A 19,955-nucleotide genomic window follows, 5' to 3' on the forward strand; every position below is an offset into this window, starting at 1 on the left:
GGAATGACATTCCCAAAAAAGGCGCGCGCGGCCGTTGATGACGGGACAGGCAGCCGCGCGCGCTAACAGAGGAGTCGGGGGGCTCCTCTCTCAAGCGGCGTTGGTGAGCAAGGGCCGACGCCGGTTAAACACGAACAGGACAAGGGCGAGCGCGATCAGGATCAGACCCGCGATCATCTTCAGCTCGGCCGAGGTTGCCGTCTTGGGCAGGCGGATCGCATCGGGCGCTGCGGGCGTCGGACGCCGCGCGGCCGGTGAGGTGGCTGCATCGGCATGGCGCTCGCGCAACTGCGCCGGGATCTGCGGCCGTTCGCCAAACACCTTCTCGAAATCCCAGCCGGCCGGCAGGTTGATCGGCAATTCGCTGAGCTTGAGCGGCGCGCCTTCGGGGCGGCTCGGCGTTCTGTCAACGGCGACCAGGCTGGTCAGGCGCGTGACGATCTGATGGTCGAGCGCCAGCGCCAGGATCGCCTTGTCGGCCTCCTCGGGGGCGAGCTCCCGCATGGCGCGCGCCACTTCGGCGTCGCCGATCTTGCGCCTGGCCCAGAGTTTCGACAGGCCCTTGCCTTCGGCGGCTTGTTGCAGCGGCAGCGACACCGACCATGGACGGTCGCCGACCCGTCCCCTGATCTCGAAGCGCGCCTGCGAGCTTGTCGAGCCTTGCCGCCAGCACCAGCGGCTCGTCGCGATAGACGTCGGGGATGATCGCCGGAGTGACGTCGGCGTTGGTCTCGGAGAACTTCGCGGTGAGGCCGGTCACGGCCGGGTTTTCGAGCTTGGCGAACAGGCCGCGCATGCGCTCCTCCACCTGTTCGACCGAGCCGATATGGGTGAAAGCCCCGCGGCCGAGCTCGGCGGCGCGCGTCATCAGATAGGTGTTGGGCGCCGACCCGATGCCGACCATGAAGACACGCGAGCGGCCGCGCATCGCCGTGATCGCTTCGAACAATTGCTGCTCGTTGCCGATTGCGCCGTCGGTCAGGAAAACCACCTGGCGAACCATGCCGGTGTCGCCGAGCTTGTCGGATAGCGCTGCGCGCATCGCCGGCACCATCTCGGTGCCGCCGCGCGCCTGCAAAGCGCTCACGAACGAGGTCGCCTCGCCGACATGCGCGGCATCGGCCGGCACGGAAGCGGGAAACAGCACGTCCATGGTGTCGTCGAACCGAATGACGTTGAAGCGATCGGTCGGCTGAAGCCGGGAGAGCGCGTAAGCGAGGCTCGCCTTGGCCTGGACGATCGACGTGCCGCCCATCGACCCCGAATTGTCGATCACGAACACGACCTCGCGTGGCAGCGGCTTTCTTGTCACCTGCTCGGTGCTGGGCGGGGTGACGAAGGCGAGCAGATAATCGGCGTCGCCGACGCGTTCGCGGAACAGGCCGACCGATGGCGCTTTCTCGGCGGCGGGCTTCCAGGTCAGCTCGAAGTCGCGGTCGGCGGGGACGACTCCGTCGGCGAGCGTGACGGTCCGTGTCGTGCTGTCCGGGCCGTCGATCTTGACGTTATGGTGGTGGCTCTTGACCTCGCCGAGCGCGAAGCCGGCGTTCAGGCGCACCGTGATGCTGGTCGGATTGACCGGTGCAGACTTGGCAGGATCCAGCACGGGCGGCGAGATGCGGTCACGATCCGTTACCGGATCCGACGTCGTCGCTCCCCAGCCCGATCCGTCCTTGCGGAAGTCGACGCTCTGGACGATCGGCGCCGGATTGTAGCGCGGTCCGACCACCAGCGGCAGCCGGAGCGAATATTCGTTGCCGGATTGGTGCACGGGCTCCTGATATTCGATCTGCACCAGCACGGTTTCGCCGGGGCCGATATTGGCAACCGAATTGGTGAAGATGTTTGGCCGTTCCTGCTCGGTGAGCGCGGCCCTCTGACCGGCGCGGCGCGCCTCTTCGTAGATCACGCGCGCCTGCTGCCGCTCCTTGATGTCTCCCACGATGATACGGTCGCCGACCACCATCTTCAGCGTATCGACGGCACCGCCGGTCGCGAGCGGATAGACATAGGTCGCCTCGACCCAATCCTGGGTCGGGTTGCGGAATACCTGAGTGATCCGGGCACGCAAGGTCGGGCCAGAAACCGTGATGTCGACGTCGATGCCGAGGCGGATCGCTTCCGTGATGGCGTCGCCGTCCTTCAGGAGCAGGCTTCCGGACCTGGCATCGCCGGGCTGGAGCAGGCTGGCCTGCTCGGTCGTTGCCGACCAACTCGTCCCGAAGCTGACGAGCAGGGCCACGAAGGCCATCAGCATCACCGCGATGCCCTGAGCGAGGAGCAACAATCCGAACTTGATCAGTCCTTTCAACAGGGGGTGCTCGTCGTTGTCGGCTGTGTCGTAGGTGTCCATTTGGCCTGCTCCCGAAAGGGCGTTTGCTGGCTCCGAGCATTCGCCGGGAGCAGCCGCTTTCGCGAGCAGAATGATCGGCAATGTTCCGCCACGGCCGGCCGGGTGCGCCGCGGCCGGGGCGGCCATGTGCGGTTTTGTGCTGGTTTGTCCGGCCTGCTAGAGTGGCCGTGCTGGAGCAGGGCTAACGATGCAGATGCAGGACAAGGTTTCCGACAAGCAGCTTTCGGATGAACAGAGCCGCGAGATCGCCGAGACCATTCGCGAGGAGCTCGCCCGGCGCCGGATGTCCCGGCAGGCGCTGGCCGAGCAGGCCAAGCTCAGCCTCTCCACGCTGGAGAAGGTGCTCGGCGGACGACGCCCATTCACGCTGGCGACGACGGTCCGGCTGGAGCAGGCACTGGGCGTTTCCTTACGCAAAGGTCCCGTCGTGCCGGCGCCTCAGGCCGCCAACGATGTCGCTCCCGACAGCCTCGGCTCCTATGCGCATCGCGCCGTGACCTGGCTGGAAGACGTCTACATCACGTTGCGGCCGTCCTTCGGCGACAAGGACGCGATTTTCGCCTACCGCACCGAGATCGTCTGGGAGCCGAAAGTCTCTTCGCTGGTCTTCCGCGAGGGCGATCGAACCGATGCCGCCTACGAGCATACCGGCGAGGTCGCCGTCCCCCATCAGTCCGGCTTCATCTACCTCGTCATCATCAAGCACGGCCAGCACCGCGTGATCACGGTGTCGCGGCCGACGGTGTCCGGTGAGATGTACGGCATCATCTCGACGCTTCGTGCAGGCCCTGGTTCGCAGCTCACGCCGATCGCGGCACCGATCGCCTATGTGCCGCTCAGGAACGTCCCGCAGCCATCCCTGGGGCGGGTTGCGCCTGGCGATGCCAACCACGCCCTGTATCGAAAGCATCTCCGCCGCACGGTGGAAGAGCCTTTTGCGCTGTTCTTGACGCAATAATCCGCGATCGACGGGCCGGCCCGCCGGAAAAACAAAAGCATCCGCGACGGACGCTGTCGTCAGGCGTTGGCGACCTTCTTGTCGACCTCCGAGGCCACCGAGAATTCCTTGCGCAAGGTCGGCTTGTGGATCTTGCCGGTGGCGTTGCGCGGCAGCGCGTCGACGAAGCGGATCTGGCGCGGGCACTTGAAGCGCGCCAGATTGGCCGCGCAATGCGCGAAGACCTCGGTCTCCGTCAGTTTCTGGCCGGGCTTGACCGCGACGATGGCAAGGCCCACCTCGCCCCATTGTGGATCGGGAATGCCGATCACGGCAGCCTCCGCGATGGCACTGAGCTGATGCAGGACGTTCTCGACCTCGGCCGGATAGACGTTCTCGCCGCCGGAGATGTACATGTCCTTCCAGCGGTCGACGATGTAATAGAAGCCCTCCTCGTCGATGCGCGTGGCATCGCCCGTGTGCAGCCAGCCGTCGGTGAAGGAGGTCTTGTTCGCCTCCGGCCTGTTCCAATAGCCCGGCGTGATGTTCGGTCCTTTCACCCAGAGCTCGCCAAGCTCGCCGACATCGGCATCGGTGCCGTCGGGGCGCACGATGCGCACCTCCGTATGCAGCACGGGCTTGCCGGCGGAGCCGGCCTTGCGCGCCGCATCCTCGCGATCGAGCACCAAGACGGCCGGCGAGGTCTCGGTCATGCCGTAACCCTGCTGCAGGGCGACGCCGCGCGCCTCCCACACTTTCAGCAGCGGCACCGGCATCGGCGCGCCGCCGACACCGCCGACGATCAGCCGGCTGAGGTCGGTCGTCGCAAACGCGGGATGCTGCGCCATGAACTGGTAGATCGCGGGAACGCCGAAGAACACGTTGATGCCCTGCGCGGGGTCGTTGATCAGGTCCAGCGCCGTGCCGGGATCGAACGCGCGCATGATCATCACGGTGCCGCCGGCATGCAGCACCGGATTGGTGTAGCAGTTGAGACCGCCGGTGTGGAACAAGGGCAGCACGGTGAGCAGCACCGAGGATGGCCCGATGCAGGCGGGGCCGCCGAGATTGACGCAATTCCAGAAGGTCATGCCATGGGTGATGGTCGCGCCCTTCGGATGGCCCGTCGTGCCCGATGTGTACATGATGGTCGAGACGTCATCGAGCGTGACTTCCTCGGCGCGGTCGAGCGGCTTTGCGGCCGCGATGCCGGCCTCGTAGGACCCGCCCGGGCCGAGCAGCAGGCTGGTCGCGACGCCGCAGAGCTTGGCGACGGCAAGCGCCGTCTCGGCGAGCTCGACGTCGTGGATCATCACCTTCGGCGCGCAATCGCCGGTGATGAATTGAAGCTCGGGAACGGTGAGGCGGGTGTTCAGCGGCACGAAGATGGCGCCGAGGCGGCCGCAGGCGAACTGTACCTCCAGCGTATCGGTCGTGTTCAGCGCCAGCACCGCAACGCGGTCGCCGCGCGAGACGTTCAGCGTGTGGCGCAGGAGCGAAGCGAGGCGGGAGACACGGGCGTCCAACTGCGAATAGGTGAAGCGGCGCTCGCTCGCGAGGTCGATCACCGCGACCTTGTTCGGAGTGCGGCGGCCATGATGAACGATCCAGTCGTAGTAACGAACGGCCAAAAATACCTCCCCTGCGCACGATGCCGGCGTGGCCCTGGGGCCAGCCGGAGTCTGTGCAGCAACGTCTTTTTGCGCCAGAGTTGGCCTGCGAGCGGGGAAAATCGTCTTGCGTTGAGTTGCTAGGTGGGACGCAACAGTGGAGCGGCTCCTTTCGGACAGCCACTCTGCGCAAGTGAATGGCAAATGTTCCAGCCATGGTGAACCAGCGAATCCGCCAACAGGGCGAGACCAATGAAAAGCCCGTTCTATACCGCCGAGCACGACGCCTTCCGCGACGTCATGCGGCGTTTCGTCGACAAGGAGATCACCCCGTTTGCCCATGAGTGGGACGAGGCCGGCGAATTTCCCCGTGAGCTCTATCGCAAGGCGGCGGAGATCGGCCTCTTGGGACTCGGATTTCCCGAGGAATATGGCGGGATCGCCGCCGATCAGTTCATGAAGATTGTTGCCAGCCAGGAGCTGGCGCGAGCCGGCGCCGGTGGCGTCGGCGCCAGCCTGATGAGCCACACCATCGGCTCGCCGCCGATCGCGCGGGCGGCTCGGCCCGAGGTGAAGGCGCGCGTGCTGCCGCAGGTGCTGTCAGGCGAGAAGATCTCCGCGCTCGCGATCACTGAGCCGGGCGGTGGGTCCGATGTCGCGGGCCTCCGTACCAGGGCACGGCGCGACGGCGATCACTACGTCGTGAGTGGAGAGAAGACCTTCATCACCTCCGGGATGCGCGCCGATTATCTGACCGTTGCGGTGCGCACCGGCGGCGAGGGTGCGGGCGGCGTCAGCCTGCTGCTGATCGAAGGGAACACGCCGGGCCTGTCGCGCACCAAGCTCAAGAAGATGGGGTGGTGGGCCTCCGACACCGCGACGCTGCATTTCGACGAATGCCGCGTGCCGACCGAGAACCTGATCGGCGAGGAGGGCCAGGGCTTCAAGATCATCATGCAGAACTTCAACAGCGAGCGCATGGGCATGGCGGCAAGCTGCACCGCCTTCGCCCGGGTCTGTCTCGACGAGGCGATCGCCTACGCCAGGGAGCGCAAGACCTTCGGCAAGCCGCTCGCCCAGCATCAGGTGATCCGCCACAAGATCGTGGACATGGCGCAGAAGGTGGCAGCCTCGCAAGCAATGCTGGAGATGCTGGCCTGGCGGCTCGAGCAGGGCGAGAGCCCGGTTGCGGAAATCTGCATGATGAAGAACCAGGCGACGCAGACCATGGCGTTCTGCGCCTCGGAGGCGGTGCAGATCTTCGGCGGCGCCGGATTCATGCGCGGCATCAAGGCCGAGCGCATCTATCGCGAGGTCAAGGTCAACGCCATCGGCGGCGGCACCGAGGAGATCATGAAGGATCTGGCATCGCGGCAGATGGGGTTGTGACGGACGCCGTCATTCCGGGGCGACGCGAAGCGTCGAGCCCGGAATCCATCGGGCCGCACGCACTGTAGAGAAATGGACTCCGGGTTCGCGCTTCGCGCGCCCCGGAATGACGAAGAGGACAAAATGCTGTTCACCGCCGACCACGACGACATCCGCCGTTCCTTACAAAAATTCATCGCGAACGAGATCAATCCCCATGTCGATGAATGGGAGAAGGCCGACATCTTCCCGGCGCATGAGCTGTTCAAGAAGATGGGCAATCTCGGCTTCCTCGGGCTGAACAAGCCGGTGGAGTTCGGCGGCTCCGGCCTCGACTATTCCTATGCGCTGATGATGGCGGAGGAGCTAGGGGCCATCACCTGCGGCGGCGTGCCGATGGCGATCGGGGTGCAGACCGACATGGCGACGCCGGCGCTGGCGCGCTTCGGCTCGGACGAGGTTCGCCGCGAATTTCTGGCTCCCTCGATTGCCGGAGATTATGTCGCCTGCATCGGCGTCTCCGAGCCCGGCGCGGGGTCAGACGTCGCCTCGATCAAGACGCAGGCGCGCTCCGACGGCGACGATTACGTCATCAACGGCGGCAAGATGTGGATCACCAACGGCACGCAGGCCGACTGGATCTGCCTGCTCGCCAACACCGGCGACGGGCCCGTTCACCGCAACAAGTCGCTGATCTGCGTGCCCATGAAGAGCAAGGGCGTCACCGTCGCGCGAAAGCTCGACAAGATGGGCATGCGCTCCTCCGACACTGCGCAGATATTCTTCGACAACGTCCGCGTGCCCAAGCGCAACCGGATCGGCGAGGAGGGCAAGGGTTTCACCTACCAGATGATCCAGTTCCAGGAGGAGCGGCTGTGGGGCGCGGCTGCCTGCCTCAAGTCGCACGAATACATCATCAACGAGACCATCGAGTACACCCGCAACCGCAAGGCCTTTGGCCAGAGCATCCTCGACAACCAGGTCGTGCACTTCAAGCTCGCGGAGATGCAGACCGAGGTCGAACTGCTGCGCGCGCTGATCTATCGCGCCGCCGAGCAGCTGGTGGCGGGCGAAGACGTGACGCGGCTCGCGACCATGGCCAAGCTGAAGGCCGGTCGCCTCGGCCGCGAGCTCACCGACGCCTGCTTGCAATATTGGGGCGGAATGGGCTTTACCAACGAGACGCCGGTCAGCCGCGCCTATCGCGACAGCCGCCTGACCTCGATCGGCGGCGGTGCCGACGAGGTCATGCTGATGGTCCTGTGCAAGATGATGGGTACGTTGCCCGGCAGCAAAGGGAGTGCTTGATGATCACGCTCTATCACTGCGACGCCGCGCGCTCGTTTCGCCCGCTCTGGATGCTGGAGGAGATGGGGCTGCCCTATGAGCTCAAGATGCTGCCGTTCCCGCCGCGGGTCTTCGCCAAGGAATATCTTGCGCTCAATCCGCTCGGCACGATTCCCTTCATGGTCGACGGTGAGACCAGGATGACCGAATCCTCCGGCATCTGCCATTATCTCGGCATCAAACACGGCCCGACGCCGCTGATGGTCGGACCGGAGGATCCCGCCTATGGCGCCTTCCTGAACTGGATGTATTTCAGCGATGCCACGTTAACCTTTCCGCAGACGCTGGTGCTCCGATACACCCAGCTCGAGCCGGAGGAGCGTCGTAACCCGCAGGTCGCCGGCGACTATGCCAAATGGTTCTTGGGCCGACTGCGCGCCGTCGAGGCAGCCACCGCCAATGCCGAAACATTGTGCGCCGGCCGCTTCACCGCCGCTGACATCGTCATCGGATACGCGCTTCGACTGGCGAGCAACATCGGCCTCGCCAAGGATTTTGGGCCAAATGTCGCAGCCTATTGGGCGCGCCTGCAGCAGCGCGACGGTTTCAAGCGTGCTGTTGCCGCGGAACAGAAGGCTGGCGTCGAGCAGAATGTTGCACCGAGGGTGAAGGCGTAGGTTTCCGTCATTCCGGGGCGATGCGCAGCATCGAGCCCCGGTGCGCCCTTGCGCACCTGAGAATCTCGAGGTTCCCCGGTGCGCAGTTGCGCACCTGAGGTTCGGTCTGCGACCGCCCCGGAACGACGATGCCTGTTTTCATGACAGCGCTATCCCATCGTGACAGCGGCCAAATTTCCGCTAAGGTGACCTCCGTCCGCAGCGGCCAGAGAGCCGCGCGAGGAGGAACCCAATGGAAGATAAAGGTCGCGAATCCGACCATCTGATGCTGATCACGCCGGAGCGGGTCTTCTATGCCGGCCTGCTCGGGCGCCCTCGCAAGCGGACCCCCGGCTGCTGCCATGTCTATGTCGCGGTGAGGGGCAGCCTGCATCTGACGATCGACGAGGTCCACACCTCGGACGAATTGCTCGTGACCCTGCCGAACCAGCGGCACACCATCGCCAGCGATTATCGCACCGTCATCAGCGTGACGCTGGAGCCCGAAAGCATGCCGGACGGCCTGATCGAGGCCCTCGCCACACGGCTGCGCGGGCCGGACAAAGCCGCCTATGCCCGCAAGATCCTCGCCGCTTACGCGTTGCTGCGCCAGCGCCGCTACGGCGACATCACCACCGCCGAGTTCGACGAGATGTGCTTTGGCGAGGCGCTGCCGCGCCGCGTGCTCGATCCGCGCATCACCCGGGCCGTCGCCCGCATCGAGCGCTTCTCCGGCGAGCCGGTGACGGCGGATACTTGCGCCGCCGAAGCCGGACTGTCCGCCTCGCGCTTTCTGCATCTGTTCAAGGAGGAGACCGGCATCTCGTTCCGCTCCTTCCGCGCCTGGAAGCGCGCGCGGCATCTGCTGCACTTCGCCAACCAGGATCTCAACCTCGCCCATCTCGCGCAGGACATCGGCTATCCCGACTCGACCCATTTCAGCCACTCGATCCGCCGCTTTTACGGCCTGAAGCCGCGCGCGATCTTCGTCGGCTCGCGCGACCTTGCGATCTACCGCAGCACCGAGACGGTGCGGTTGGCGGAGGCTTCGTAGCCTCGTAGGGTGGGTTAGCCGGACAGATGCGCAAGGCGCATCTGTCCGTCGTAACCCACCATCTATACATCCGTGGCAAGAGACCTTGGTGGGTTACGCTGCGCTAACCCACCCTACGAATTCATGCTCATTTCCCAGCTTCTCCGCGCAAGAAGCCGCATGCCACTCATCACATGATCGCAAACGTTGAATTCTCAACGTGCGAGATATTGTTGGCATGAGCGACAAGGCCGTTATCACCTGCGCGCTGAACGGCGTGCTCACCGACCCCAAGCAGCACAACGTACCCGTGACGCCCGAGCAGATGGCGCGCGAAGCCAAGGCCGCGTTCGAGGCCGGCGCGTCGGTCATGCACATCCATCTGCGCCAGCAGGCGCCGGGCAAGGGGCACCTGCCGTCCTGGGAGGTGAGCGTCAGCAGGGAGATTCAGCAGGCCATCCGCGAAGCCTGCCCCGGCGTCATCATCAATCACACCTCGGGCGTGTCGGGGCCGAACTACTCCGGCGCGCTCGATTGCATCCGCGAGACCAAGCCGGAGATCGCTGCCTGCAATGCCGGCTCGCTCAATTATTTGAAGGTGAAGGCCGATAACACCTGGGCCTGGCCTCCGATGATGTTCGACAACGCGGTCGAGAAGGTGAAGGACTATCTCGACGTCATGAACGCGGTCGGCACCATCCCCGAGTTCGAGTGCTTCGATGTCGGCATCGTCCGCTGCGTCGGCATGTATCGCCAGGTCGGCATGTACAACGGCCCGCTCGAGTACAACTTCGTGATGGGCGTTGCCTCCGGCATGCCCGCCGATCCCGAGTTGCTGCCGATCCTGCTCAAGCTGAAGCGTCCCGAGGCGCATTTCCAGGTCACCGCCATTGGCCGCGAGGAGATCTGGCCGCTGCACCAGCGCTGCGCCGAGCTCGGCGGGCACTTGCGCACGGGACTCGAGGATACGCTCTATCTCGCCGACGGCAAGAAGGTGACGTCGAACGGCCAGTTGATCGAGGCGATCGCCGCCTGCGCAAGGCGTGCGGGCCGCGAGATCGCGAGCCCGGCCGAGGCGCGGAAGATCTTTGGGACGAACAGGTAAGGTATCGCCTCACCCGTCATTGCGAGCGAAGCGAAGCAATCCAGAATCTCTCCTCGGATGCAGTCTGGATTGTTTCGTCGCTTCGCTCCTCGCAATGACGAGCAGGATCAAGCCATGTCCATTCTCGAAAACACCATCTCCCCCGGTAGCGCCGGCTACCACGCCAACCGGGACGGCATGCTCGCGCTGATCGACCGCATGCGCGCGCTGGAAGAGCGCACACGGGCGGCATCTGCCGCGGCAAAGGACCGTTTCCACAAGCGTGGGCAGCTGCTGCCGCGCGAGCGCGTCGCGCTGGTGCTCGATCCCGGCGCGCCCTTCATCGAGCTGTCGACGCTGGCCGGCTACATGTTCGACGTGCCGGATGCGAGCAAGAGCGTACCCGGCGGCGGCGTCATCGCCGGCATCGGCTTCGTCTCGGGCGTCCGCTGCATGGTCAGCGCCAGCGATTCCGGCATCGATGCCGGCGCGCTGCAGCCCTTTGGCCTCGACAAGACGCTGCGCGTGCAGGAGCTCGCGCTGGAGAACAAGCTGCCCTATGTGCAACTCGTCGAAAGCGCCGGCGCCAATCTCCTGCGCTACCGCGTCGAGGACTTTATCCGCGGCGGCAATATCTTTCGCAATCTGGCGCGGCTCTCGGCGGCAGGCCTGCCTGTCGTCACCGTCACGCACGGCTCCTCGACCGCCGGCGGCGCCTATCAGACCGGCTTGTCCGATTACATTGTGATGGTCCGCGGCCGCACCCGCGCCTTTCTCGCAGGACCGCCGCTGCTGAAGGCCGCGACCGGCGAGATCGCAACCGAGGAGGAGCTCGGCGGCGCCGAGATGCACACGCAGGTCTCAGGCCTCGGCGACTATCTCGCCGAGGACGACCGTGACGCACTGCGCATCGCGCGCGAGATCATGGCCGCGCTGCAATGGGAGCGGCCGGGCCGGGCGGCTCCGGAGTTCAAGCCGCCGCGCTACGACCAGGACGAGCTGCTCGGCATCATGCCGATGGACCACAAGCGGCCCGTGGACATGCGCCAAGTGATCGCGCGCATCATCGATGATTCCGATTTCACCGAGATGGCACCCAATTACGGCCCGGCCACCGTCTGCGGCCATGCCCGCATCGAGGGACAGGCGATCGGCATCATCACCAACAACGGCCCGCTCGATCCCGCGGGCGCCAACAAGGCGACGCATTTCATCCAGGCCTGCTGCCAGACGCGTACGCCGTTGCTCTATCTCAACAACACGACCGGCTACATGGTCGGCAAGGCCTATGAGGAAGCCGGCATGATCAAGCACGGCTCGAAGATGATCCAGGCGGTCACTTCGGCGACGGTGCCGCAGATCACCATCTATTGCGGTGCCTCGTTCGGCGCAGGCAATTACGGCATGTGCGGGCGCGGCTTCCATCCGCGCTTCTGCTTCTCCTGGCCCAACGCCAAGACCGCCGTGATGGGCGGCGAGCAGGCTGCCGAGACCATGGCCATCGTCACCGAGGCTGCCGCCGCCCGCCGCGGCAAGCCGATCGAGAAGGAGAAGCTCGATGCCATGAGGGCGCAGATCATCGGCGTATTCGACGGCCAGATGGACGTTTTCTCCACCAGCGCGCGCGTGCTCGACGACGGCGTGATCGATCCGCGCGACACCCGCGCGGTGCTGTCCGAAGTGCTCGCGATCTGCCGCGAGGGCGATGCACGCACGCCGCAGCGCATGCAGTTTTCGGTGGCCCGCCCATGAGGAACGGATCAGTGCAGCATCGGCCGTTCTTCAAGGTCCTGGTCGCCAACCGCGGCGAGATCGCGCTCCGCGTGATGCGCAGCGCGCGAAAGCTCGGCCTCGGCGTCGTCGCGGTCTATTCGGATGCGGATCGCGATGCGCTCCACGTCAAGCAGGCCGACCAGGCCGTGCGCATCGGCGAAGCCTTGCCGGCGCAGTCCTATCTCAACATCCCCGCGATCATCGCAGCGGCCAAGGCGAGCGGCGCCGATGCCGTCCATCCCGGCTACGGCTTCCTCGCCGAGAACGAGGAGTTTGCGCAAGCCTGCAAGGATGCGGGCTTGGTCTTCATCGGCCCGGCGCCGCAGGCGATCGAGGCGATGGGCAACAAGGCCGGTGCCAAGGATATCATGACGAAGGCCGGCGTTCCCGTCGTGCCGGGCTATCAGGGCGCAGAGCAGGGCGACGAAATCATGCTTGCGGAGGCCAGGAAGATCGGCTTCCCCATCATGATCAAGGCGGTCGCCGGTGGCGGCGGCCGCGGCATGCGGCTCGTCACTGAGGAGGCCGCGTTCCCGGATGCGCTGCGCAGCGCGCGGTCGGAAGCCAAGGCCGCGTTCGGCGATCCCACAATCATCCTCGAGCGCGCGATCCAAAATCCACGGCATATCGAGATCCAGGTGTTCGGCGACAGCTTCGGCAACGCCATTCATCTCGGCGAGCGCGACTGCTCGGTGCAGCGTCGGCACCAGAAGCTGATCGAGGAGGCGCCGTCGCCCGCCGTCACGCCGGAGCTGCGCGCCAGGATGGGCGAGGTCGCCGTCGCGGCCGTGAAGGCGCTGCGCTATGAAGGCGCCGGCACGCTGGAATTCCTGCTCGATGCCAGCGGCGAATTCTACTTCATGGAGATGAACACGCGTCTTCAGGTCGAGCATCCCGTCACCGAGGCGATCACCGGGCTCGATCTCGTCGAACTGCAGCTGCGCGTCGCGCGCGGCGAGCAATTGCCGGTGAAGCAGCAGGACATCGAGTTCTCCGGCCATGCCATCGAGGTGCGGCTGTGCTCGGAAGACGCCGCGCACGACTTCATGCCGCAGTCGGGCCGCATGGCGCGCTGGCAGGTGCCTGACAGCATCCGTGTCGAGCACGCGCTGCAATCGGGCTCGGAAATTCCTCCGTTCTACGATTCCATGATCGCCAAGGTGATCAGCCATGGCACCACGCGCGAGGAGGCGAGGGGACGGCTGATCGTCGGCCTGGAGCAGCTCACCGCGTTCGGCGTGACGACCAACCAGGCGTTCCTGATGTCGTGCCTGCGTCATCCCGGCTTTGCCAAGGGCGAGGCGACGACGGCTTTCATCGGCGCGCATCGCGACGAATTGCTGGCGCCGCGGCGAGAGGCGGCATTCGATACGGCGCTTGCAGGCCTGCTGCTCTACGTCACCAATCCGCGCGCGCCGTGCTGGCAAAGTGGCCGGCGCCTGTCGGCCACATTCGCGCTTCCTGCGAAGATCGAGATCGCAGGCCACGCGCACGAGCTCGACATCACGCGCGAGCGCGACGGCAGCTATACCGTGGCGACCGATGGCCGGCAGGACCGGTTCGAGATCGAGCAGCTTGATTCCGACATGATCCGCTTCCGCCATGACGGCGTGATGGACAGCGCCAAATTCCTGCGCGACGGCGACCGGCTCCACCTCCGGCATCGCGGTATCCCGCTCACGGTGAGTGACCTGACCCTCGCTGCGCCGAAGGCGGCCGCAAGCAATGGCGGCGACGGCAAGGTCCGCGCGGCCCTGAACGGCCGCGTCGTCGCCGTCCTGGTCAAGCCGGGCGACCGCGTCGCAGCCGGCCAGCCGGTGATGACGTTGGAGGCGATGAAGATGGAGCACGTCCACAAGGCCGGCATCGACGGCGTCGTCGCCGCGATCGACGTCGCCGAGGGCGAGCAGGTGACCACGGGCAGGATCGTGGCGGAGATCGCCGCCTAACCTCGTGTCCCGGACGCGCGAAGCGCGAGCGCCGGAACCCATGTCGCCAAGGGCGAGCGTGGCTGGCTCGCCCGCACGTGACATTAGACGTAACCCTAATTCTAAAAAATATTTTGATAACAAGGGGATAGGTAAACGGTCGCAGCCGTGGATGATCTTCATTGAACATTGTTCATTCTGCTGCTACTAATGATGAACAATGTTCACATTAGGAGCCCCGCATGTCGCGCGCAAACGATCCCATCCAGGCGGCTGCCATCCTCCCCTCGGTGTTCCGCCGCCTCCCGTTCGGCGCCCCGCAAGCCCGCGAAAAATATCTGGCCGCGGCGCTGTTCGTGCTGGCACTGGCGTCGCTCTTCGCACCCGCGCTGCCTGCCGCCGCCTGGCACATCCCGCATTTCGTCGACGGCCGAACCTGGCTCGGCGTGCCCAACGCCGCCGACGTACTGAGCAATCTCGCCTTTCTCGCGATGGGTGTCTGGGGCACGGAGCGGCTGCGCGGCCGTCTCGATGTGCCGGTCGGTGCAAGCTGGTTCTTTGTGGGACTGATCCTCACCTGCCTGGGCTCAGGCTTTTATCATCTCGACCCAGACGTGCCGCAACGGCTGGTCGCCGACCGCCTCGGCATGGCCGTGGCGTTTGCGGGATTTCTGGGCATCGCCGCCAGCGAGCGCATCAGCGTGCGCGCGGGCGAGGCGGTGCTGGTGCTGATGATGATCGCGGGCCTGCTGGCGGCTTGGGTCGCGCGCGAGAATCTCATGCCATGGGTGGTCGTGCAGTACGGCGGCATCGCGCTCGCCGTGGCACTGGCGTCGACGCGGCCCCGGCCCGGCGCGCTTGGCGTACCGCTCGGCGGCGTGATCTTCTTCTACGCATTGGCCAAGCTGTTCGAGCTTGGCGATGCGATCGTGTTCGACGCGACGGGCCACATCGTCTCGGGCCATACGCTCAAGCATCTCGCTGCCGCGCTCGCCGCCTGGCCGGTGATCCGGGCGCTGGGATCAAGACCGTGTACGCATTAAGCGGCTGGCCCCGGTTTGCGCCCCAACACCGGCAGAAGCAGCAATCTTCCAATGCCTGAAGGGCCAGCAGCTGACAATCACGGCGACGACCCAATCCTCGTCATTCGAGAACGGCCATAGGATCGCGCCTTAACGTCGGCGCAGATACACGAACCAATAGACCGCACCAACCAGAAGGCTTCCGCCGACAAGATTGCCAATGGTGGCTACGACAATGTTGTGAGCCGCGCTGACTGCGTTGAGCACCGCATAATCTGTCGCACTGCCACCAATTGCAGTCCAGAATTCTGGCCCAACCCAATATTTGATCGCGAGCGCGTAAGGCAAGAAATAGAGATTGGCGACAGAGTGTTCGAAACCGGCGGCAACAAAGGCCGTGACGGGCGGCACGATAACCATAATCTTATCGGTTGCGCTTCGAGCCCCAAAAGACATCCACACGGCGAGGCAGACCAACACGTTGCAAAGCACGGCGAGGAAAAACAATTGACCTGTAGGTAGCCCTGCTTTGGCCGATGCGATTGCAAGCGCCGTTTTCCCCACTTGGCCGCCGGCAACTCCATACTGACCAGCCAGAAATACCAGGGCGGCCGTGCCGACCGCACCACCGATGTTGCCGACGTACACCAGTGACCATGCGCGCAGGAGCGACCCAACCGTAATGCGCCGGCTTGCCCAGGCCACGATCATCAATGAGTCTCCGGTGAACAATTCAGCGCCGCCGACAATCACCAGGACAAGGCCAAGCGAGAAGACGAGGCCGGCAAGAAGGCGTGCAATACCCCATGGGAGGTCGCCAGCTCCGGTCATTACGACCGTCATGAACATCGCGCCGAGCGCAATGAAAGCGCCTGCGAGAACGCCGAGGACAACGAGAGTAATCTCATCGCGCCCGGCTTTCGCAGCGCCGGCGACTTCGCACGCAAGAGCCATTTCGGGCGGTAGTGGAGCGTCGACACGACCGGTGTCGCACGACCTTTCGATTTTTTCGATCATGAGAGGAGCTGACATTGATTCTATGAGTCCACGCCCTAGCGGCCCCGCCCCGTCCCGTCATTGAGCAGGCATGCCACCTGGTGCCCGTCGCCCGCGTCCAGCAGCGCCGGCCGCTCGATCTTGCAGCGCTCCATCGCAAACCGGCAGCGGGTGTGAAATGCGCAGCCCGGCGGTGGATTGACCGGGCTCGGCACGTCGCCGTCGACCAGCGGCGCGAGCTTCTTCGCCAGCGGGTTGGCAATCGGCACCGAGGCGAGCAGCGCCTGCGTGTAGGGATGCCTGGGATTGCGGAACAGCTCGTCCTTGCCGGCGATCTCGACGATGCGGCCGAGATACATCACGGCAACGCGGTGGCTGATATGCGCCACCACGGCGAGGTCGTGGGCGATGAAGAGATAGGAGAAGCCGTGCTGCCGCTGCAGGTCGATCAGAAGGTTGATCACCTGCGCCTGGATCGAGACGTCGAGCGCGGAGACCGGCTCGTCGCAGACGATCAGGCGGGGCCCCAGCGCCAGCGCCCGCGCGATGCAGATGCGCTGGCGCTGGCCGCCGGAGAATTGATGCGGAAAGTTGCGCATCTGATCCGGTCGCAAGCCCACCTGCTCGAACAGCTTTGCAACCCGCGCCTCCAGCGCCTTGCCGGTCGCAAGACCATGCACGATCAGCGGCTCGCCGACGATGTCGCCGGCGGTCATGCGCGGATTGAGCGAGGCGAACGGATCCTGGAACACGATCTGCATCGAGCGTCGGTGCGGGCGCAGCGCCGACTTGGAGAGGTACGTGATGTCCTCCCCGTCGAGGCGGATCTGGCCGGAGGTCGGCTCGACCAGCCGCAGCACGCTGCGCGCCACCGTCGACTTGCCGCAGCCGGACTCGCCGACGAGCCCGAGCGTCTCGCCGGCCTGAAGGGAAAACGAGACGCCGTCGACCGAATGCACGGTGCCGACCAGCCGCCGCAGCACGCCGGCGCGCACCGGATAATATTTCTTGAGGTCGGTGACCTCGAGCAGCACCTCGGTCATGCCACCTCCGCGACTTCTTCCGCGCGCCAGCAGGCGGCGAGATGGCCGTCGCCCCAATCCGCCAGCGGCGGATATTCGGCCTCGCAACGCTTGATGGCGAGCTTGCAGCGCGGCGCGAAGGCGCAACCCTTCGGCAAGCGCACCAGCGAGGGCACCGTGCCGGGGATCTCGTTCAGCCGCGCCGGCGCGACAATGCCGGGGGCGGGGACGGCCGGGATCGAAGCCATCAGCCCGCGCGTATAGGGATGCTTTGGCGAGGCGAATAGCGCCTCGACGCTGGCCTCCTCGACCTTCCGCCCCGCATACATCACGATCACGCGCTGGGCGGTCTGTGCGACGACGCCGAGATCGTGGGTGATCAGCACGAGCCCGGTGCCGAGCTCCTTCTGAAGGTCGAGGATCAGCGCCAGGATCTGCGCCTGGATGGTGACGTCGAGCGCGGTGGTCGGCTCGTCCGCGAGCAGCAGCGCCGGCCGGCAGGCCAGCGCCATCGCGATCATCGCGCGCTGGCGCATGCCGCCGGACAGCTGATGCGGATATTCCCTCGCGCGGCGCGCCGGCTCGGGAATGCGCACCAGGCGGAGCATCTCGACGGCGATGTCCTGGGCCTCCTGGCCGGGATGTTCCGGTGCAGCCGCACCGCTTCGACGATCTGGTCGCCGATCCGCATCACCGGATTGAGCGACGTCATCGGCTCCTGGAAGATCATGGAGACGCGGTTGCCCCTGACGGCGCGCATCTCCGCTTCGTCCAGCGCCAGCAGATCGGTGCCCTCGAGCGAGACGGAGCCGCCGACGATGCGGCCGGGCGGGTCGGGCACGAGCCGCATCAGCGACAGCGCGGTGACGCTCTTGCCGCAGCCGGATTCGCCGACGATCGCCAGGGTCTCGCCGCGCCTCACGTTGAAGGAGAGATCGTCCACGGCCTTGAACAGGCCGGAATTGGTGAAGAACACCGTCTTCAGGTTCTTCACCTCGAGCACGAGATCGGATTGTTTCGTCATCAGCCGCGCTGCCGGGGATCGAGAATGTCACGCAGGGCGTCGCCGAACAGATTGGCGCCGAACACGGCGAGGCTGATGGCGATGCCCGGAAAGATCACCAGCCAGGGCGCCGTGCGGACATATTCGGCGGCGGATTCCGACAGCATGCGGCCCCAGGATGGATAGGGCTCGGGAATGCCGAGGCCGAGGAAGGAGAGGGAGGCCTCGGTCAGGATGGTCGAGCCGAGCTGGGCGGTCGCGAGCACGATCAGCGGCGCGAGCGTGTTCGGCAGCACGTGGCGCAGCGCGATCCGCACCTCGCTCATGCCGATCGACTTGGCGGCTTCGACGAAGGGCTGCTCGCGCAGCGCCAGCGTATTGGCGCGGGTGACGCGCGACACGGTCGGGATCAGCGGGATCGCGATGGCGATGATGACGTTCGGCAGGGACGGGCCGAGCGCCGCCGTCATGATCAGGGCGAGGACCAGCAGCGGCAGCGCCTGAAGAACGTCGGACACGCGCTGGAAGACGAGATCGACCCAGCCGGACAGGTAGCCGGAGGTGAGCCCGACGATGACGCCGATCGTGCCGCCGAGCGCGGTCGAGCCGATGCCGACGGCGAGCGAGATGCGCGCGCCGTGGATGATGCGGCTGAACACGTCGCGGCCGAAGGAATCGGTCCCCATCCAGTGCGCCCAGCTCGGGCGAGCCAGCGCGCGCGCGGAATCGACCGTCAGCGGGTCGTAGCGCGCGATGAAGTCGGCAAAGATCGCGGTGAGCACGAACACCGTCATGATGATGAGCCCGGCCGCGCCGAGCACGTGCCGCTGCGCCAGGAACAGCACGCGCCGCCAGCCCCCGGTGGCATGCGCGCCGGCCCGCCTCAGTTCAACGTCGAAGTCGATCGCGGCCAAGTAGCTCTCCTAATCCGTGTACCTGATCCGCGGATCGAACACCGCGTAGAGCATGTCGACGGTGAAATTCGCGACCACCACGACCACGGCGATGAACATTACGAGGTTCTGCACGATCGGATAGTCGCGCCAGCGGATCGCCTCGACCAGGAAGCGGGCGACACCGGGGATGTTGAATACCGTTTCGGTGACGATCAGGCCGCCGATCAGGAAGGCCGCCTCGATGCCGATCACGGTGATCACGGGCAGAATCGCGTTCTTCAGCGCGTGACGGTAGTTCACGGCGGCATCGGAGGCACCCTTGGCGCGCGCGGTGCGGATGTAGTCCTGCCGCAGCACCTCCAGCATCGAGGACCGCGTGATGCGCATGGTCAGCGCCGCGCTGCGGAAGCCGACGGCGGCGGCCGGCACGGCGTACGTCGCGAACGCCTCGAGCCAGGTCTGCGGATTGGGATTGAAAATCGGCATCTGGCCGAACATCGCCACCGACGCGGTGAGGATCAGAAGGCCGAGCCAGAACGAGGGCAGCGACAGGCCGCTGAGGCTGATAACGCGCAAGGCGTAATCCAGCCGCGTGCCCTGCTTCACGGCGCTGATGACGCCCAAGGGAATCCCGATCGAGGCCGAGAACAGCAGCGCGAGGCCGGCCAGCTTTGCCGTGATCGGAATTCGCGGCAATATCTCCTGCAGCGCCGGCTTCTCGGAAACATAGGAATAGCCAAAGTCGCCGCGCAGAAAGCCGCTGATCCAGTGCCAATATTGCACGATCAGCGGCTGGTCGATACCGAGCTCCTTCTCCAGATTGGCCTTGTCGGCGGGATCGACATAGCCGGCGGCGGCGAACAGGATGTCGACGATATTGCCGGGCACGACGCGCAGCAGGACGAAGATGACGACCGAGATCCCAAGCAGGGTCACGAGCATCAGGAACAGGCGTCGCACCAGATAGGCAAACATCCTTCGCCCTCC

Annotated in this window: 14 protein-coding genes and 2 pseudogenes; 9 read left to right on the top strand and 7 right to left on the bottom strand. The window is 65.5% G+C overall.

Annotation, left to right across the window (positions count from 1 at the left end):
* Positions 1–90: 90 nt before the first annotated feature.
* Positions 91–2,353 (bottom strand): annotated as a pseudogene (locus tag ACETMP_RS25300) (marine proteobacterial sortase target protein).
* A 187-nt stretch (positions 2,354–2,540) separates the two neighbouring features.
* Between ACETMP_RS25300 and ACETMP_RS25305 the strand changes: the two are divergent.
* A complete protein-coding gene (locus ACETMP_RS25305; protein ID WP_375158288.1) occupies positions 2,541–3,311 on the top strand; it encodes a multiprotein-bridging factor 1 family protein in 771 nt (256 codons plus the stop codon).
* Positions 3,312–3,370: 59 nt separating this feature from the next.
* On the opposite strand, the gene ACETMP_RS25310 is transcribed toward ACETMP_RS25305, so the two are convergent.
* Positions 3,371–4,921: a long-chain fatty acid--CoA ligase gene (locus ACETMP_RS25310; protein WP_375158289.1), complete on the bottom strand. Its 1,551-nt coding sequence runs from the start codon at positions 4,919–4,921 to the stop codon at positions 3,371–3,373.
* Between the two features lie 231 nt (positions 4,922–5,152).
* Here ACETMP_RS25310 and ACETMP_RS25315 point away from each other — a divergent pair, with 231 nt between their 5' ends.
* The 8 genes from ACETMP_RS25315 (at position 5,153) to ACETMP_RS25350 (ending at position 15,072) form a co-directional block, all read left to right on the top strand.
* Complete coding sequence (locus ACETMP_RS25315; protein WP_375158290.1) at positions 5,153–6,289, top strand: acyl-CoA dehydrogenase family protein; 1,137 nt, start codon at positions 5,153–5,155, stop codon at positions 6,287–6,289.
* 123 nt (positions 6,290–6,412) lie between these two features.
* On the top strand, positions 6,413–7,576 hold the full coding sequence (locus ACETMP_RS25320; protein ID WP_375158291.1) for an acyl-CoA dehydrogenase family protein: 1,164 nt from the start codon (positions 6,413–6,415) through the stop codon (positions 7,574–7,576).
* Positions 7,576–8,232, top strand: coding sequence for a glutathione S-transferase family protein (locus ACETMP_RS25325; protein WP_375158292.1), 657 nt, complete (start codon positions 7,576–7,578; stop codon positions 8,230–8,232). The genes ACETMP_RS25320 and ACETMP_RS25325 overlap by 1 nt, the downstream gene beginning before the upstream one ends.
* 232 nt (positions 8,233–8,464) lie before the next feature.
* Positions 8,465–9,265, top strand: a complete 801-nt coding sequence (locus ACETMP_RS25330; RefSeq protein WP_375158293.1) for a helix-turn-helix domain-containing protein — start codon at positions 8,465–8,467, stop codon at positions 9,263–9,265.
* Positions 9,266–9,482: 217 nt separating this feature from the next.
* A complete protein-coding gene (locus ACETMP_RS25335) occupies positions 9,483–10,349 on the top strand; it encodes a 3-keto-5-aminohexanoate cleavage protein (RefSeq protein WP_375158294.1) in 867 nt (288 codons plus the stop codon).
* A gap of 114 nt (positions 10,350–10,463) precedes the next feature.
* A complete protein-coding gene (locus ACETMP_RS25340) occupies positions 10,464–12,080 on the top strand; it encodes an acyl-CoA carboxylase subunit beta (RefSeq protein WP_375158295.1) in 1,617 nt (538 codons plus the stop codon).
* Positions 12,077–14,050 carry an acetyl/propionyl/methylcrotonyl-CoA carboxylase subunit alpha gene (locus ACETMP_RS25345; RefSeq protein ID WP_375158296.1) on the top strand — a complete coding sequence of 658 codons (1,974 nt, stop codon included), beginning with the start codon at positions 12,077–12,079 and terminating at the stop codon, positions 14,048–14,050. The genes ACETMP_RS25340 and ACETMP_RS25345 overlap by 4 nt, the downstream gene beginning before the upstream one ends.
* A gap of 221 nt (positions 14,051–14,271) precedes the next feature.
* Positions 14,272–15,072, top strand: a complete 801-nt coding sequence (locus tag ACETMP_RS25350) for a hypothetical protein (RefSeq protein ID WP_375158297.1) — start codon at positions 14,272–14,274, stop codon at positions 15,070–15,072.
* Between the two features lie 129 nt (positions 15,073–15,201).
* Here ACETMP_RS25350 and ACETMP_RS25355 read toward each other — a convergent pair whose 3' ends face one another.
* The 5 genes and pseudogenes from ACETMP_RS25355 to ACETMP_RS25375 all read right to left on the bottom strand — a co-directional run bounded on the left by ACETMP_RS25355 (position 15,202) and on the right by ACETMP_RS25375 (position 19,943).
* Complete coding sequence (locus ACETMP_RS25355; RefSeq protein ID WP_375158298.1) at positions 15,202–16,068, bottom strand: formate/nitrite transporter family protein; 867 nt, start codon at positions 16,066–16,068, stop codon at positions 15,202–15,204.
* Between the two features lie 35 nt (positions 16,069–16,103).
* A complete protein-coding gene (locus ACETMP_RS25360) occupies positions 16,104–17,090 on the bottom strand; it encodes an ABC transporter ATP-binding protein (RefSeq protein ID WP_375158299.1) in 987 nt (328 codons plus the stop codon).
* Positions 17,087–18,093, bottom strand: a pseudogene (locus ACETMP_RS25365) (ABC transporter ATP-binding protein). The gene ACETMP_RS25360 and the pseudogene ACETMP_RS25365 overlap by 4 nt, the downstream one beginning before the upstream one ends.
* Positions 18,093–18,986: an ABC transporter permease gene (locus ACETMP_RS25370; protein ID WP_375158300.1), complete on the bottom strand. Its 894-nt coding sequence runs from the start codon at positions 18,984–18,986 to the stop codon at positions 18,093–18,095. The pseudogene ACETMP_RS25365 and the gene ACETMP_RS25370 overlap by 1 nt, the downstream one beginning before the upstream one ends.
* Positions 18,987–18,995: 9 nt before the next feature.
* The gene (locus tag ACETMP_RS25375; protein WP_375158301.1) at positions 18,996–19,943 is read right to left on the bottom strand and encodes an ABC transporter permease; all 948 of its coding nucleotides are present in this window, start codon (positions 19,941–19,943) and stop codon (positions 18,996–18,998) included.
* Between the last annotated feature and the right edge of the window lie 12 nt (positions 19,944–19,955).

The organism is Bradyrhizobium dasycarpum (genome assembly GCF_042019905.1).
In the GTDB taxonomy this organism is placed as follows: Bacteria; Pseudomonadota; Alphaproteobacteria; order Rhizobiales; family Xanthobacteraceae; genus Bradyrhizobium; species Bradyrhizobium japonicum_B.

Bases quoted from the DNA above. Each gene is read 5' to 3' on its own strand.
- ACETMP_RS25345 (WP_375158296.1), top strand. From the start codon at position 12,077: ATGAGGAACGGATCAGTGCAGCATCGGCCGTTCTTCAAGGTCCTGGTC.
- ACETMP_RS25330 (WP_375158293.1), top strand. From the start codon at position 8,465: ATGGAAGATAAAGGTCGCGAATCCGACCATCTGATGCTGATCACGCCG.
- ACETMP_RS25340 (WP_375158295.1), top strand. From the start codon at position 10,464: ATGTCCATTCTCGAAAACACCATCTCCCCCGGTAGCGCCGGCTACCAC.
- ACETMP_RS25315 (WP_375158290.1), top strand. From the start codon at position 5,153: ATGAAAAGCCCGTTCTATACCGCCGAGCACGACGCCTTCCGCGACGTC.
- ACETMP_RS25335 (WP_375158294.1), top strand. From the start codon at position 9,483: ATGAGCGACAAGGCCGTTATCACCTGCGCGCTGAACGGCGTGCTCACC.
- ACETMP_RS25355 (WP_375158298.1), bottom strand. From the start codon at position 16,068: ATGATCGAAAAAATCGAAAGGTCGTGCGACACCGGTCGTGTCGACGCT.
- ACETMP_RS25350 (WP_375158297.1), top strand. From the start codon at position 14,272: ATGTCGCGCGCAAACGATCCCATCCAGGCGGCTGCCATCCTCCCCTCG.
- ACETMP_RS25360 (WP_375158299.1), bottom strand. From the start codon at position 17,090: ATGACCGAGGTGCTGCTCGAGGTCACCGACCTCAAGAAATATTATCCG.
- ACETMP_RS25375 (WP_375158301.1), bottom strand. From the start codon at position 19,943: ATGTTTGCCTATCTGGTGCGACGCCTGTTCCTGATGCTCGTGACCCTG.
- ACETMP_RS25305 (WP_375158288.1), top strand. From the start codon at position 2,541: ATGCAGATGCAGGACAAGGTTTCCGACAAGCAGCTTTCGGATGAACAG.
- ACETMP_RS25320 (WP_375158291.1), top strand. From the start codon at position 6,413: ATGCTGTTCACCGCCGACCACGACGACATCCGCCGTTCCTTACAAAAA.
- ACETMP_RS25325 (WP_375158292.1), top strand. From the start codon at position 7,576: ATGATCACGCTCTATCACTGCGACGCCGCGCGCTCGTTTCGCCCGCTC.